General features: G+C 41.3%; 12 protein-coding genes. All 12 read left to right on the top strand.

From position 1 onward, the window contains the following. On the top strand, positions 1-1,269 hold a 1,269-nt coding region (locus OCV61_RS03510; protein ID WP_158420768.1), incomplete at its 5' end, for a SpaA isopeptide-forming pilin-related protein. A gap of 87 nt (positions 1,270-1,356) precedes the next feature. Further along, on the top strand, positions 1,357-1,497 hold the full coding sequence (locus OCV61_RS03505; protein ID WP_012744289.1) for a hypothetical protein: 141 nt from the start codon (positions 1,357-1,359) through the stop codon (positions 1,495-1,497). 6 nt (positions 1,498-1,503) lie between these two features. Continuing rightward, on the top strand, positions 1,504-2,592 hold the full coding sequence (locus OCV61_RS03500; RefSeq protein ID WP_012744288.1) for a DUF5688 family protein: 1,089 nt from the start codon (positions 1,504-1,506) through the stop codon (positions 2,590-2,592). A 76-nt stretch (positions 2,593-2,668) separates the two neighbouring features. Next, positions 2,669-2,977 carry a hypothetical protein gene (locus tag OCV61_RS03495; RefSeq protein ID WP_023922639.1) on the top strand — a complete coding sequence of 103 codons (309 nt, stop codon included), beginning with the start codon at positions 2,669-2,671 and terminating at the stop codon, positions 2,975-2,977. 3 nt (positions 2,978-2,980) lie between these two features. Then, entirely contained in the window at positions 2,981-8,998 is a 6,018-nt protein-coding gene (locus OCV61_RS03490; RefSeq protein WP_158420700.1) for a DEAD/DEAH box helicase family protein, read from the top strand. 172 nt (positions 8,999-9,170) lie between these two features. Further along, complete coding sequence (locus OCV61_RS03485; RefSeq protein ID WP_021639598.1) at positions 9,171-11,291, top strand: recombinase family protein; 2,121 nt, start codon at positions 9,171-9,173, stop codon at positions 11,289-11,291. Beyond that, positions 11,216-11,593, top strand: a complete 378-nt coding sequence (locus tag OCV61_RS03480; protein WP_032089827.1) for a TnpV protein — start codon at positions 11,216-11,218, stop codon at positions 11,591-11,593. The genes OCV61_RS03485 and OCV61_RS03480 overlap by 76 nt, the downstream gene beginning before the upstream one ends. Positions 11,594-11,789: 196 nt before the next feature. Beyond that, positions 11,790-12,737 carry a serine hydrolase gene (locus OCV61_RS03475; RefSeq protein WP_158420699.1) on the top strand — a complete coding sequence of 316 codons (948 nt, stop codon included), beginning with the start codon at positions 11,790-11,792 and terminating at the stop codon, positions 12,735-12,737. A gap of 292 nt (positions 12,738-13,029) precedes the next feature. Then, the gene (locus OCV61_RS03470; RefSeq protein ID WP_035323891.1) at positions 13,030-13,221 is read left to right on the top strand and encodes a hypothetical protein; all 192 of its coding nucleotides are present in this window, start codon (positions 13,030-13,032) and stop codon (positions 13,219-13,221) included. After that, positions 13,202-14,221 carry an AAA family ATPase gene (locus OCV61_RS03465; protein ID WP_021639594.1) on the top strand — a complete coding sequence of 340 codons (1,020 nt, stop codon included), beginning with the start codon at positions 13,202-13,204 and terminating at the stop codon, positions 14,219-14,221. The genes OCV61_RS03470 and OCV61_RS03465 overlap by 20 nt, the downstream gene beginning before the upstream one ends. Before the next feature lie 180 nt (positions 14,222-14,401). Beyond that, on the top strand, positions 14,402-15,667 hold the full coding sequence (locus tag OCV61_RS03460; RefSeq protein WP_035323888.1) for a plasmid recombination protein: 1,266 nt from the start codon (positions 14,402-14,404) through the stop codon (positions 15,665-15,667). 123 nt (positions 15,668-15,790) lie between these two features. Continuing rightward, complete coding sequence (locus tag OCV61_RS03455) at positions 15,791-15,979, top strand: transposon-encoded TnpW family protein (RefSeq protein ID WP_021639592.1); 189 nt, start codon at positions 15,791-15,793, stop codon at positions 15,977-15,979. Positions 15,980-15,997 lie beyond the last annotated feature (18 nt).

Genomic DNA, 15,997 nt, shown 5'->3' with positions numbered 1-15,997 from the left:
ATCAAAAATGCAAAGGGCGAGGTACTCCTTGAGAAAGACAGTCTGATTGAGCAGCGAGTAACGGATGAAAAAGGACAGATTACTTTTACGGCAGATCTTCCAGTAGATGGAAAATACTATGTGAAAGAAATCTTTGCGCCGGACGGATTTATTACAACAGATGAAGTACAGGAATTTACCTTTGAATATGCCGGAGAAGACCAGGCAGAAGTAAGCTACGACTTTATTTTTGAGAATCAGCCAACTACAGTGGAGCTGACCAAAACAGACCTGACAACAGGAAAAGAACTTCCAGGTGCACACCTGAAAGTAACGGATTCAGATGGCAATACAGTAGATGAATGGACTTCTACGGAAGAATCCCATGTGATCAAAGAACTGGTTGTTGGTAAGGAGTACACCATGACAGAGACAAAACCAGCAGATGGATATGTCACTGCAGAAAGTATTACTTTCACAGTAGAGAATACAGCAGAGGTTCAGAAGCATGAGATGAAAGATGATGTGACAAAAGTGCAGATCAGTAAGACGGATATCACAGGAGAAACGGAGATTCCAGGTGCAAAACTGACGGTTCTTGACAAAGACGATCAGGTAGTAGAGAGCTGGACTTCCACAGAGGAAGCACACTATATCGAAAAACTTCCAATCGGTAAATATACCTTACGTGAAGAGCAGGCACCGAAAGGATATCTTCTGACATCTGATGTAACATTTGAGGTGAAGGATACCGGAGAAATTCAGAAAGTAGCTATGAAAGATGATACTGCCAAGGGAAAAGTGATTCTCAATAAGGCAGATAAATCGTCAGGAGAACCGCTGAAAGGGGTAGAATTTGAACTCCGTGACAGCAAAGGAAAGGTTCTGGAAACCTTAAAGACAGATGCTGCCGGTCATGCAGAAAGTAAGCTGTATGAGATTGCCACATTTAAGAACGGCAAATATGATACAGCAATCAAGTATTATCTGGTGGAAACAAAAACACTGGATGGATACACACTGGATCAGACCAAGCATGAAGTGACATTTGCTTATGTGAATGACAGTACACCAGTCGTGGAAGTTACTTTCAATCTGACAAATGAGAAACCGGAAGTTCCAGAAACACCGAACACACCGGATACACCACAGTCCCATGAAGAGACAAAGGTATCAAATGCACCAAAAACAGGTGACAGCACGAATATCTGGCTGCCGATTCTGCTTCTGGTAATCTCCACAGGAGGTATGGCAGGACTTTATATCAGTAGAAAAAGGAAAACCAAATAAGGAAACTAAAACCAACGGTTATGATTGGGAGCTTCTATGTGAGGCTCCCTTTTTCATACAAAAAATCACAGAAAGGAACAGAAAACTATGATGAAAGCAATGGAAAAAAGACAGGAAGCACGAAAAAACCAGGAGAAAACAGTAAAGAGAATGATGGCTTATCAGAAGAAAGCTGAGCAGATGGTCAACAGAAAAAGAATGAACCATCACATGATCAGAAAGGGGTAAAAGCGTATGATGAACAGAAAAGAATTTTATGAATATGTCAAAGACAATGTAAAGGAGTATCTGCCAGAGTCTTACAGGGACGCAGAAATTAAACTTCAGGAAGTAGAAAAAAACAATGGACTGAAGCTTACTGGCATTACAATTCCAAATGGGAATCAGAGAATCGTACCGACAGTCTATCTGGATTCCCTCTACCAGGAATATATCAATGGGAAAGATGTAGATTCTTGTGTTGGGGATGTAGCTGATATGCGTATTGAAGCACAGGGTAAAGCAGAATTTTTTGATATGGGAGTTCCGGATATTCTTGATTATGAAAAGATGAAGGACAAATTACAGATGAGAATTTGTGACAAAGAATGGAATACCGATCGTTTGGCAGACAAAGTAGTCACAGAACACGGAGATTTTGCAGCTTATTATGCAGTAAATCTGGAGGAAAATGGAGAGGGAATCAGCAGTATTCCAGTAACTGTTTCTCTGATGAACGAATGGGGAGTATCTGTCGAACAGATTCAGGCAGATGCGATGATGGCAGATAAGAACAGAGGCGTGCAACTGGTGGATATGACACAGATTATCGAATCTATGATTTTTGGAGGAACACCGAAGAATCTTTTGAATGAAAAACTGGATATGGAAACTGTGGAGAATCCAATGTTCTGCCTTACCAATGAATCTAAGATGAATGGAGCTTCCCTGTTACTGCAGGAAGATATTCGAAAACAGATTGGGGAATGCCTGGGAAGTGATTACTTTGTCATCCCATCTTCCGTTCATGAAGTGCTGATTCTCCCGGATAACGGTATTTTACAGGTTCCAGAATTAAATGCGATGGTACAGGAAGTCAATGAGACACAAGTGGAAAGACAGGAACAGCTTTCTGATAAGGTTCAGTTCTGTGACAAAAAGACCGCAGTATTGGAAAATGCTGAGCGCAGGGAAGCACGTCTGGAGAAAGAAAAAGTAGCCGAAAAAGCGGAAGTAAAAGGTGGAATCCATGGAAGATTGGAGAAAGCTAAGGCAGAAATCAAGGCAAAAGGGACGGATACAATCCCAAAGAGTAAGGCGAGAGATCTTGCTACAGCATTATAAAGTGAAAAGAAAACGATGGCTTATGGGGACTGTGCAGAGCAGTCCCCAATTTTTTGAAGTTGGAGGAGAAAAGAATATGGATTGGTGTTTATATGGTGAAGACAAAAGGAGGGAAATTGATAGAGATTTAAAACCGGAATATCTTTTGGATGATTTACGGAGATATCAGGATGTATTTGGCGAAGAGTTTGGTGTGAAAGAACTTCTTATGCTGGAGGATATCAGGGTAAAGGCTATGATTGCCGGAGCACTTGCAGATATGCCGGAATTTCTTGTTGATCAGATTGGAAAAGCAAATAATAGCAGTAGCTTTCCTTCCGTGACAAGGGCAATGGAACGGATTGCCGATGTTGTAGAAGAAAAGTGGGAAGAAGAAAGGGAGTAACAGATGGCAAATAAATTATATGCAATGGAGCAGCTGACGGAGGAAGTGGCAAAGGACGTTTCCGCTAATCCGCAGGAGTGGATACGTTTTCTAAATACTGCATCCAGGCTGTACCGGTACACTTTTCCGGAACAGCTCTTGATCTATGCACAGCGTCCGGGAGCAACAGCGGTGGCTTCCATGGAAATCTGGAACCAGAAGATGTACCGATGGATTAAAAAGGGTTCCAAAGGAATTGCCCTGATAGATAACACATCCGGACCAAAAACGAAGTTACGATATGTTTTTGATGTGCAGGATACTTATAAGGTAAAAAATCTTGGCAGAGATCCACAGTTATGGAACCTTAATCCGGAAGGAGAACAACTGGTGGCAGATTATCTGCAGGAACAGCTTGCACTGGAAACAACAGAGGGAGGCTTGCCAGAGGTTCTTCACCAGGCGGCAGAAGAAAGTGTGCAGGCCTGGCTACCGGATGCTTTCGATGAATTGCAAATGGATGTATCAGGTACTTTTCTGGAAGATTTGGACGAGCAGAATCAGAAAGTGGAGTTCCGGGAATTGATGACAAACAGTGTCTGGTATGTATTACTGAACCGATGTGGACTGGATGTACAGGAATATCTGGATGCAGAGGATTTTCGGCATATTACGGATTTTAACCAGTTAAAGGTTATGGGACATCTTGGAAGTTCTGTGAATGAGATCAGCAGACCGGTATTGATGCAGATTGGACGATATGTATTGGATGATCTGGAAAAAGATCTGAAAACGGTTGCAAAAGAAAAGAAAGTAGCTTATAATAAAGTTAACACGTTAATTCGTGAAAGTGAAACAAAGAACACAGAAGATAGAGAAAAAAATAAGGAGGAAACAGAGCATGAGAGAGATCACTTACAGCCAGAACGGAGAGTATCAGATTCCAGATATCAGCCTGGAAGAGACAAGAGGAACAATCGGGAAGTACGGAATGATGAGGAAAGAGTATCTGAGAAATTACAAGGTAGCCAGGTTCAACATTCTGACACTGCAGAACCGTCTGGACAGTCATCTGATGGAGATCGACAGTCAGGCAAGACAGAGAGTAGACAACCTGATGAACGAACTTCTAGAGAAAGATCCGGCACCAGACAAGATGGCAGACACAATGGCATGGACCAGACACATGAACCAGATCAAAGCACAGGCAGAGGAACTGGTGATCCAGGAGATTATTTACAGTTAAGCCTGTTCCCAACAGAAGAGGAACAGTTTGGAGAAATAAGGAAAGCGGCAGCTGCATTAGAACAGCCGGCCGCTTTTCTTATTTCCGATGAAGTAGTCGATCATATCCTTCGCACAGGTAGTGGGCAGAAAAATACACTGTTTCATATTACTGCAAGATTGATCGAAGGTCTGGACAATGAAGAAATGCAAAGCTTCCTGAAAGATGAATATGGCACCGGAGGAAAAGGATTTACCATAGATAATCAGAAAATCAGTATCTGGTACGACAACGATGGTATCCGTATCCGGCGAGGTGACTCTGCAAGAAGAAACTTTGACCGTATCGTTACGTGGGAAGAAGCTGCTGACAGGATCCGGGATATGTATGAGGAGGGAAATTACGTTGATAATCTTATCTCCAATAATGCTATCGAGCAGGAACAGAAAGAAATGACAGATCTTCTGGCACTTCATTTCCGAGATACAAATAGAAATACGGAAGAATACCGGTCTTATACGGATTGGCAGGATACCATTCGGAACGCTTGGACAGATCCAGAAGGAAAAAAAGAAATCTATCAGCAGTTTGAATGGTTACAAGCGGATATGAATGAAAATCCGAGTAATTATCATCGTTGGGAAATTCAGCACAATCCAGTATATTCTCAGCGTTTTCGTGACCTTCAGAGAGATTTCTCCTGGGTGGATCAACAATTTAAAGTAGAACGTCTAGGGCTTTCCTTTATCACACAGGATGAAATTGATGCAGTGTTAAGAAGAGGTGGCATTACTGCCGGAGGACGTAACCGGATTTACGAATATTTCATGGAACATTATGATATGAAAGATGCAGCTGAGTTCCTGAAAAATGAATATGGAACAGGTGGTTCTTCACCCGGAATACCAGGAGCAGGTGCTTCCGACGCATCACATGATGCAAAAGGATTAAAACTTGCAAAAGGAAAAATTGGCAATCCAGAAGTAGAAGTTCTATTAAAGTGGAATAAGGTTGCAGAACGTGTCCGCCAGTTAATCCGCACAGATGATTATTTGTCATCGGAGGAAATGGAAAAGTACGAAGAGCGACAGGAAGCACAAAAACTGGCAGACTTGGAAGAAGCACAGCAGATGTTAGGAGAACAACAGGAGCAGGATACTTTAACCGCTGAAGATATAACTGATTTGCAATTAGTTGATTCAGAATATATGTCTGGTACCAGAACAACAATTCATGATTTTGATTGCAAAGTTAAGGGAGAAGAGAATCAACTTCAATACACATTAGAATATCATGATGATGGAGAAGGTTTCACGATTCATACGGAAAAAGATGATATTTGGAATCGAATGTCAACACAAGAATTGGAACGTCTGGATGTAAAACTTGGACAAGAAGTACTTTATTATCATTATCACAACAAAACAGTAAATGCGGATACCCTAGATAAATTACGGGAAATCAGGGAAGAAATAATGGAGGAAGAGTCCTCGTATTTCACTGCTATTTCTAATCGTGTGTGGACAGATTATGATAAAAAAGAAAAAGAATTATCTGGAGAAGTTGAGGTATCGGAAGAAAAAGAATCTTTGGAAGAGATTAACGGAATATCAGAACCGATTCCAGCAACGAACTTCCGCATCACAGATGATGAGCTTGGGCAGGGGACAGCAAAAGAAAAGTTCCGTGCCAATATCATGGCTATCCAGCTGTTAAAGAAATGTGAGGATGAGAACCGTAATGCGACACCAGAGGAACAGGAGATTTTATCCAGGTACGTTGGCTGGGGAGGTCTTGCAGATGCATTTGATGAAACAAAAGCTGCATGGGAGACAGAATATCTGGAATTAAAGACGGTTCTTACACCGGAGGAATATGCTGCCGCCAGAGCTTCCACCTTAAATGCTCATTATACACAGCCGATTGTGATTGACAGTATGTATCAGGTGTTGGAGAATCTGGGATTTACAAAAGGAAATATCCTGGAGCCATCTATGGGAGTCGGGAACTTTTTTGGAATGCTTCCGGAGAATCTAAACCAGTCCAAACTTTATGGTGTGGAATTGGACAGCATCAGCGGCAGAATTGCAAAGCTGCTCTATCCTGATGCCAATATTCAGATCAAAGGTTTTGAGAAGACAGATTATCCTAATGATTTCTTTGATGTGGCGATTGGAAATGTGCCATTCGGTGCATATAAGGTCAATGACCGTCAGTATGATCGCTTCAATTTCATGATTCATGATTACTTTCTTGCCAAAACGATAGATCAGTTACGTCCAGGTGGTGTGGCTGCTTTGATCACAACAAAGGGAACCATGGATAAGGCGTCACCGGAAGTACGGAAATATCTGGCAGAGAGGGCAGATCTGTTGGGAGCAATCCGACTGCCCAACACAGCTTTTAAGGCAAATGCAGGAACAGAAGTCAGTGCTGATATTTTGTTTTTCCAGAAGCGTGACAGCATGACAAAAGAGATGCCGGAGTGGGTGAATCTTGGAAGTGATACCAATGGAATTACAGTCAACCAGTATTTTGCAGACCATCCTGAAATGATTCTGGGTGAGATGAAAGAAGTATCGGGTCCATATGGTACGGAAACAACTTGTATGCCGATAGAAGGTGCTGACCTTGAACTCCAGCTTGCAGAAGCGGTCAAGAACATTCATGGAAGCATGGTACCGGCAGTAGATGTGGAAACAGAACTGGATGAGATGCCAGAGAGTATTCCGGCAGATCCGAATGTCAGAAATTACAGCTATACGGTGGTAGATGATCAGGTATATTACCGTGTCAACTCATTGATGAATCAGGTGAAGATGCCTGCCGCTACTGCAGAACGTGTAAAAGGCATGGTTGCAATCCGTGATACTGTCCGGGAGTTGATCGCCATGCAGATGGAGGAATCCGTCACAGACGAAGAAATCCAGAAACAGCAGGAGAAACTGAATCAGGTATATGATACCTACACGGCAAAGTATGGAGTCATTGGAAGTAATGCCAACAAACGTGCATTTTCTGATGACTCTTCTTATTGTCTGCTGTGTTCACTGGAAGACTTGAACGAAGATGGAACGCTGAAACGAAAAGCAGACATGTTTACTAAGCGAACCATTAAAAAGGCGGTCGCTGTGACAAGCGTTGAGACAGCGACAGAAGCGTTAGCATTATCTTTGAATGAAAGAGCAAAGGTGGATCTGAACTATATGGCACAGCTGACTGGAAAGACAGAAGAAAAAATCACGGAGGAACTGGTTGGAGTTATCTTTAAGAATCCACTGACAGACCAGTGGGAGAGCGGAGATGAATATCTGTCCGGAAATGTCAGGGATAAATTAAATACTGCGAGAACCTTTGCAGAGAATCGTCCGGAATTTACACCGAATGTCCGTGCATTGGAGGCAGTTCAGCCAAGAAATCTGGAAGCATCTGAAATAGAAATAAGGATTGGGGCAACCTGGATTGAACCATCGGATTATCAGGACTTTATGCGGGAACTGCTTCATACCCCGTGGTATCTTGCACAGAAGGAAATACAGGTAAAATACTCTGAGGTCAATGGTGAATGGAGGATTACAGGAAAGAATGCCGACAGTCCGAGAAATGCGTTTGCCTATGCAACGTATGGAACTGAGAGAGCAAATGCCTATAAGATTCTGGAAGATACCCTGAACCTGAAAGATGTACGCATCTATGATAAGAGTGTCAATGAGAATGGTGATGAAATCCGTGTCCTCAATAAGAAAGAAACCATGCTGGCATCACAGAAGCAGGATGCCATGAAAGCAGCATTTAAGGATTGGATTTTTAAAGATCAGCAGAGGCGTGAAAGACTGGTAAAAGTTTACAATGAACGATTTAACAGTATCCGACCTCGTGAATATGATGGCAGCCATCTGACATTCCCTGGAATGAATCCGGAAATTGAGCTTCGCCCACACCAGAAAAATGCAGTCGCACATCAGCTTTATGGTGATAATGTGCTTCTTGCTCATGTAGTAGGAGCTGGGAAGACCTACGAGATGGTAGCGGCTGCAATGGAGAGCAAACGTCTGGGATTATCTCAGAAAAACCTCTTTGTCGTTCCAAACCATTTGACGGAGCAGTGGGGAGCAGAATTCCTGCAGTTATATCCAGGTGCCAATATTCTGGTGGCAACCAAGAAAGATTTTGAACCGGCGAATCGGAAAAAGTTCTGTGCCAGAATCGCTATGGGAAATTACGATGCTATTATTATTGGTCATTCCCAGTTTGAGCGTATACCAATCTCTGATGAGAGGCAGGAAGCTATGCTGCGGAAGCAGATTGATGATCTGGAAATGGCGATTCAGAGTGCAAGGTATGAACAGGATGGCGGACGTTATACCGTCAAACAGATTGAAAAAACCAGAAAGACACTGCAGACAAGGCTGGAAAAGCTGAATCAGAAAGAAAAAAAAGATCAGGTAGTTACGTTTGAAGAACTGGGAGTAGATCACTTGTATGTAGATGAAGCACACAGCTATAAAAATGCGTTTCTCTATACAAAAATGAGGAATGTAGCCGGGATTGCACAGAACGAAGCACAGAAGTCGGCAGATATGTTCAATAAATGTCAGTATCTGGATGAGATTACTGGAGGAAAAGGCATTACTTTTGCCACGGGCACACCAATCAGCAATAGTATGACGGAATTATATGTTATGCAGCGATATCTGCAGAACAGTAAATTACAAAATATGGGACTTGGACTGTTTGATTCCTGGGCTTCCACTTTTGGAGAAGTTGTCACGAGCATCGAACTTGCTCCCGAGGGCTATACTTTAGTAAGACGATAAATAATGCGTTCCTAAATTGAAAATAGGATATCAAAATTGGTTTTGGAACTTCAAGAATTTTTTTGATTTTCTTGAAAAACAGTTCCGCTTTGTACCCCTATTTTCTCCTATTAGTAGAGGGAGTAATACTTTTAATACTAAACAGATTACATAAGGAAAGGAGGTTAAGAGAATGTCAAGGACTTCAAAGATTACAGCACTTTATGAGCGTTTATCAAGAGATGATGACCTTAATGGTGAGTCAAATTCAATAACCAACCAAAAACAATACTTGGAAGATTACGCCCGAAGAAATGGCTTTACGAATATCCGCCATTTTACTGACGATGGTTTTTCGGGTGTGAATTTCAATCGTCCGAGTTTTCAGGAGTTGATTAAGGAAGTAGAAGCAGGAAATGTCGCAACGATTATTGTTAAGGATATGAGCCGATTAGGACGAAACTATCTGCAAGTCGGCTTTTATACGGAAGTTCTGTTCCCACAGAAAGATGTCCGTTTTCTTGCAATAAACAACAGCATTGACAGTAATAATGCTTCTGATAATGACTTTGCCCCATTTTTGAATATAATGAACGAATGGTACGCCAAAGACACAAGCAATAAAATCAAGGCTGTGTTTGACGCCCGTATGAAAGACGGGAAGCGTTGCAGTGGTTCAATCCCTTATGGATATAACCGATTAGCAACCGACAAACAAACGCTTGTCGTTGACCCTGTGGCTTCTGAGGTAGTAAAGCGTATCTTTCTGCTTGCCAACGAGGGAAAAAGTCCGAGAGCAATCGCTGAATTGCTTACCGAAGAAAAGGTTTTAATTCCGGCGGCACACGCAAGGGAATATCACCCCGAACAGTATAATGGAATAAAGTTTACAGACCCGTATCTTTGGGGAATGTCAACCATAAGAGGGATTTTAAGCAGACAGGAATATCTCGGTCATACCGTTTTGCGTAAATCGGTCAGTACGAATTTCAAACTGCACAAAAGGAAGAATACCGATGAAGATGAACAGTATGTATTTTATAATACGCACGAGCCTATCATCACGCAGGAACTTTGGGACAGCGTTCAGAAGCGAAAGAAACGAGCAAACAGAACAGCCACAAAAGGTACGCATAGCAACCGTTTAAGCGGTTATCTGTACTGTGCAGATTGTGGAAGAAGAATGACCCTGCAAACGCATTACAGTAAAAAAGACCGTTCGGTGCAGTATTCTTACCGTTGCGGTGGGTATGCAAGCAAAGTAAACTCCTGCTCTGCCCATTCAATTAGTGCTGATAATGTTGAAACCTTGATATTATCGGCTGTAAAACGATTATCAAGATTTGTTCTGAATGACGAAGAAGCCTTTGCAAAAGAACTTCAAGCCTTATGGAATGAAAAGCAGACAGAAAAGCCAAAGCAGAATAAATCGGAATTGCTCCGTTTTCAGAAGCGATACGATGAGCTTTCCAAACTCATTCGTGGTTTGTATGAAAATCTTGTTTCGGGTTTACTGCCCGAAAGACAGTACAAGCAACTGATGAAGCAGTACGATGACGAGCAGGCTGAACTGGAAACGAAGATTGAAGTAATGGAAAAGGAACTTGCCGAAGAAAAAGTAAATGCTGTTGATATTAAGCATTTCATTTCTTTAATTCGCAAGTGCAAAGAGCCGACAGAAATTTCCGATTTGATGTTTGCTGAACTCATTGACAAGATTGTGGTATATGAAGCAGAGGGTGTGGGAAAAGCAAGGACACAAAAGGTTGATATTTACTTCAACTATGTCGGGCGGGTCGATATTGCCTATACAGAAGAAGAACTTGCTGAAATAAAGGCACAGGAAGAACAGATCGAGATGGAACGCTTGGCAAAACAGCGTGAGCGTGAAATAGCCTACCGAGAGAAGCGAAAGGCGAAAAAACTCGCTGAAACCGGTGGAGAAATCGTCAAGACAAAGATATGCCCTCACTGTCAAAAAGAGTTTGTGCCTACAAGTAACCGACAGATATTCTGTTCAAAGGATTGCTGCTATCAGGCAAGGCAGGACCAAAAGAAAGCCGACAGAGAAGCAGAAAGAGGAAATCATTATTATCGTCAGCGTGTCTGTGCTGTGTGTGGCAGTACCTACTGGCCTACACACAGTCAGCAGAAATTCTGTTCCGAGGAATGTCAAAAGCAAAACCACAACGAGAAATCTTTGGAATTTTATCACAAGAAGCAAAAGGAGAAATCAGAATGCAAAGATTTATTACAGACGAAAGAACTGGTATCCAGTACGAACTCATCGGAGATTATTACTATCCCTGCTTGACGATAGAAAACGAAGAACCGTCTACGCTCATAAAATACGGAAGAACGAGGGAAAAATATTTAAGGGAACACAAGAAAGTCTTATATTTCAATCTGCTTACAAGCGGAAAGTTATATGAACACCTTGCTGAAATTGATACTTCGGCGTGTAATATGGCGGAGTATCTGATAAAGGAAATGGCAAGAAAACAAGGTGTGACGGAACAACTGAAAGCGGAGGATATGATGAGATGGGTCGGATTGATGAATAATATCCGAGCCTGTGCAGATGAGATTGTATTGAACGATATTGTGTATTCCTAATAGCATACCAGCCGAAAAGGAACTGCTGTCTTAATTGATGGCAGTTTTCTTTTTCGGGAAGTATTCAAGAAGTCATTAAGTTGTGAGTGTAGTCGAAGTAGTTTGAAGTATTGAAAAAAATGATGACTTTTGTTATAATGTTTAATGGAAGGTTGTATTTTATTAGGAATAACGAAATGAATTTGTAGGTGAGAGTATGAAGGAGAATAGAAAATACAAAAAGATAAAGATAATAATGGTTTTTACAACAGTCTTGCTTATAGCGTTTGTAGCAGTAGTTGGATTATATAAAACAGGGATTTATCGTTTTGATTTTTTTAAGGATGTGTATAAAAAAATCGATTTTCAACTGAGTACAAATGAGCTTAACATTCCTCAGGACGCTCTTTCGTTTTCTGTTTATGATATTGAACAGGGTGAATATTTATTTTACGAGGGAGATAGCCAATTGCCCACAGTAGCAAGTTTGGCAAAACTATTTGTCATTGACTATGCTTTGACAAAAGTTAACTTGGAAGATGTTATTGAAGTAAATCAAGAGGTATTGGATCTTGTGCCGGCTGGGTCATCTTTAGCAAATCTAAAAGTTGGGAAGTACACAGTAAAAGAAATAATGGAAGCTATGCTTGTTCCTTCGGGAAACGATGCTGCCTATTCGTTGGCATATTATATTGCTAAAAATGAATTAGGAGAGGGCTATACAGCAACGGAATATATAAATTATTTTATGACAGAGCTAAGTGAGTATTTAATTGAAGAAGGCTATTCTAAAACAAATTTGTATAATGATCCGAGCGGGGCAGCTATGTCAGCCGATACACATTTGGATGATATTAATCGTGTAGCCTTGAAGCTTTATAATTATGATTTTGTTAAAGAATGTGTAGGGAAAAGCACTTTCTCAATTCAAACTCCACAAGGTGAATTTACTTGGAAAAATACCAATAAGTTTTTAGATAAAAAGTCACCGTACTATAATGAAAATGTAAAAGGAATAAAAACAGGAACTATGGCATCTTCCTATAATATTGTTGTTCTTTATAAAAAAGATGGCAAGGAATATTTGATTACCTGCTTGGCATCATTATCAGATGAAGGAAGATATAAAGCAGTGCAGTCCGCTATAAATACAATTATTAAATGATGTCGAAATATCTTTTAATTAAAGCGTTAAAGTGTCGTGGACAAGATAAAGATTAGTTTGGTGAAACAACAATAGTTGAAGTACGAAAAACATCGTAGAAATACGGTGTTTTTTGTTACCCCAAACCCTACAATTTTATACATAACCACAGGTTAGTACAAATACCTTGTGTGATTTTTTGAAAGGCTTAGAAAGGCAATTTTGCCCGATTTTCGCCCCGAGAAATGACAGAAACAAGGCAGTAAGTATCTTCCCTGTGGTTTTTTGTTTTCAGGCGGAAAGGAGGATTGATATGCCGAGAATGAGTAAGAAACGGAAACAAGAGTGGGCATTGTTTCTGAATGAAAGAAATCGCATTACCTACAACGAACTTTGCAGAAAATGCAGTAATGACTGTAAGCAGAGTTTCCGCTGTATCGTGGTGCTCTGCCCGAAGTATTTATCGAAAAGGAGAACGAAGAACAATGATGAAAATGGAAAATGAGATGAATGTAAATGTACCGCTTGAAATTATCAAGGCAAGTGAGATTGAACCGAAAGAAGTGAAATGGCTGTGGTATCCGTATATTCCGTTCGGCAAGGTTACGCTCTTGCAGGGCGATCCTGGCGATGGGAAAAGCAAGTTAATGCTTTCCATAGCCGCCCTGCTCTCAAAGGGAGAACCTCTCCCCTTTACCGAAGAAGAAACAGAGCCTATGACAGTCATCTATCAGACAACGGAAGATGATGCAGACGATACGGTAGTCCCCCGTTTTAACTCTGCCGGTGGGAACGGAGAAAATCTTATCTTCATCAAAGAAGATGAAAAATCTTTATCCTTTGGAGATAACCGTATTGCTGAAGCAATCGAAAGGTATCACGCAAAACTTTTAATTCTTGACCCGATGAGTTCCTATATCGGAGAGAACTGTTCAATGAACAATGCCAACGAAACAAGGGCAGAGTTTAATCACTTGATTGCAGTTGCAAAAAATACAGGCTGTGCCATCGTGATTATCGCTCATATGAACAAGATGAGAGATACCAACCCTCTTTATCGTACCAACGGTTCTATTGATATTGCGGGTGCTGCAAGAAGTATTCTTGCAATCACACGCACACCGAACAAAGAAGCACCGGCGGCAAGATATATGGTTCAAGTGAAATCCAACCTTGCCCCGACAGGCTCTGCAATTCTCTTTGAGGTTGCAGAAAAGGGAGTGGACTTTATTTCTGAAATGGAAATGACAGCAGAAGAAGCGTTCCAGTCCCTTGCCCCTAAAATGGGCAGACCGAACGACAAGGAAATCAAGGCGAAAGAATTTCTTTTAGAAATGCTGAAAGACGGAGAAATGCTTTCTTCGGATTGCGAAGAAAGACTTGAAGCCGCAGGGTTCAAGAAATCGACCATCAAAAAGGCAAAGAAGAAAGCAGGCGTTATCTCACGAAAACGAGGCTTTCTGTGGTACTGGTCTTTGCCGATGGGCGATATACCGAGAGAATAAAAGCAGGCTGTCTGATGGCGGGACAGTCTGTTTTTATGATTGAGGTATCTAAAGGAGGTCAAGGGGGAACTCCCTTGCCCACGACATCTTTGCAGACGAAGTCTGAAAGTGTCATAGTGGGTTACACACATTCAAAGAATGTTGTGTAATGGCTTCGCCCTGTCTGGAAAGGAGAGCAAAATGGCAAAAAACAATAAGGCGGATATGAGTTGTGCAAGGGTAAAAAAGTACACCGCTTCTGATGTGAGTAAGGCAGAAAGACACAACGAACGCAAGAATGAAACCTATGAAAATATGAATGTGATTGTGGAACGAATACCCTTTAATGTGCATTTCAAAAAGCCGACAGCCCCGACCTATATGGAACAGTTAAAGCAGATGGAAACAGACGGTCAGGTGTCGCTTCGTGGGTTAAGGAAAGACGCAACGCTGTTTAATGAGATTGTGATTGATGTGAACACGATGTACTTCGAGCGTAACGGCGGTTATGAATACGCAAAGCAGTTTTATGAAGAAGCCTATCATTTTATTGAAGAAAAATTCGGTGCGGACAATGTTATATCGGCGGTAATGCACGCTGATGAAATCAATGTAGCCGCAAGCGAAGAACTTGGAAAAGAGGTTTACCACTATCATCTTCACGCTATGGTTCTGCCTGTGGTGGAGAAAGAAATCTTGTGGAGTAAGCGTTGCAAAGACGAGAAATTGCGAGGAACAGTTAAGGAAGTGGTTAATCAGATTAGCCATTCAAAGAAATGGAAATCGGATATTCCGATGACCGATGAAAAAGGAAATCCGTTGCTAAGAAAGAACGGGAAACCGATGTTCCGAGCTTCGTACAGCATACTGCAAGATGAATTGTTTCACTATATGACGGAACAAGGGTTCAAAGGCTTTCAGCGTGGCGAATACGGAAGTACAGCAGAGCATTTGACTTCCCTGCAATATCAAATCCAACAGGACAAAGAGCGATTGGAGAAGTTGCAGAAGCGTATTCAAAAGGAACAGGTTAAGTATGAGCCTGCCCGTCATATTTCCAAAACCTTAAACGAGATTGACAGTATGGGACAGAAAACATTCACAGGCAAAATGGCAATTTCCCAAAAGGACTATTCTGAGCTGACTGCCCTTGCCAAAGAGGGTATCACAAGTCGTGCGGAAATCAAAAAATTTGAGCAGAGTGCAAATTTTTACCGACAGAAGTATATGGACAGTGCAAACGCATTGGAACGAATGAAAACCAAATACAACGAACTGAAAGAAAAGTGCAGACCTTTTCTTGAAGCGTTGGAACATTTCCCCGAAGTTGCCAAACTTTTTACCGAAAAAGTGAAGCAACTTTTTTCTTTTAAGGAAGCACAGGAACGAGCCGAAAAAGAAGCAAGGGAAAAAGAAAGACAGGAGCGTATCAAGGCACGAAAGAGCAAGCGAGGTATGGAAAGATAACCTTTTCCATTATACTCACGACTTAATGACTTCTTGATATGTTCCGATGAAACAGGCTGTATTTGTGGGGTGTTCCAAACGGAATGCCCCACAATCAATTTATGAAAAGGAGAAAATGATTATATGAAAGAGAATATTTTATCTTATACAACACGAATAGGCAAAACAACTTTTATTGTAAATGTGAAGCAATCGGAAAGTGCGAAGAAGCCTTTGAATACGGTGTTTCAAGAGATATGCAGACACGAGATGTTAGGAGATTTTTCAGCGGATAAATATTTGAATTTAGAAAACTTACAAAAATCATCTTGACAAACTCGTTCCCGAAGG

It is taken from the genome of Blautia ammoniilytica (assembly GCF_025566965.1).
In the GTDB taxonomy this organism is placed as follows: Bacteria; Bacillota; Clostridia; order Lachnospirales; family Lachnospiraceae; genus Blautia_A; species Blautia_A ammoniilytica.
Note: the sequence above shows the minus strand (reverse complement) of the source record. Positions and strands in the feature narration are given on the sequence as shown.

Bases quoted from the DNA above. Each gene is read 5' to 3' on its own strand.
- OCV61_RS03505 (WP_012744289.1), top strand. From the start codon at position 1,357: ATGATGAAAGCAATGGAAAAAAGACAGGAAGCACGAAAAAACCAGGAG.
- OCV61_RS03500 (WP_012744288.1), top strand. From the start codon at position 1,504: ATGATGAACAGAAAAGAATTTTATGAATATGTCAAAGACAATGTAAAG.
- OCV61_RS03495 (WP_023922639.1), top strand. From the start codon at position 2,669: ATGGATTGGTGTTTATATGGTGAAGACAAAAGGAGGGAAATTGATAGA.
- OCV61_RS03490 (WP_158420700.1), top strand. From the start codon at position 2,981: ATGGCAAATAAATTATATGCAATGGAGCAGCTGACGGAGGAAGTGGCA.
- OCV61_RS03485 (WP_021639598.1), top strand. From the start codon at position 9,171: ATGTCAAGGACTTCAAAGATTACAGCACTTTATGAGCGTTTATCAAGA.
- OCV61_RS03480 (WP_032089827.1), top strand. From the start codon at position 11,216: ATGCAAAGATTTATTACAGACGAAAGAACTGGTATCCAGTACGAACTC.
- OCV61_RS03475 (WP_158420699.1), top strand. From the start codon at position 11,790: ATGAAGGAGAATAGAAAATACAAAAAGATAAAGATAATAATGGTTTTT.
- OCV61_RS03470 (WP_035323891.1), top strand. From the start codon at position 13,030: ATGCCGAGAATGAGTAAGAAACGGAAACAAGAGTGGGCATTGTTTCTG.
- OCV61_RS03465 (WP_021639594.1), top strand. From the start codon at position 13,202: ATGATGAAAATGGAAAATGAGATGAATGTAAATGTACCGCTTGAAATT.
- OCV61_RS03460 (WP_035323888.1), top strand. From the start codon at position 14,402: ATGGCAAAAAACAATAAGGCGGATATGAGTTGTGCAAGGGTAAAAAAG.
- OCV61_RS03455 (WP_021639592.1), top strand. From the start codon at position 15,791: ATGAAAGAGAATATTTTATCTTATACAACACGAATAGGCAAAACAACT.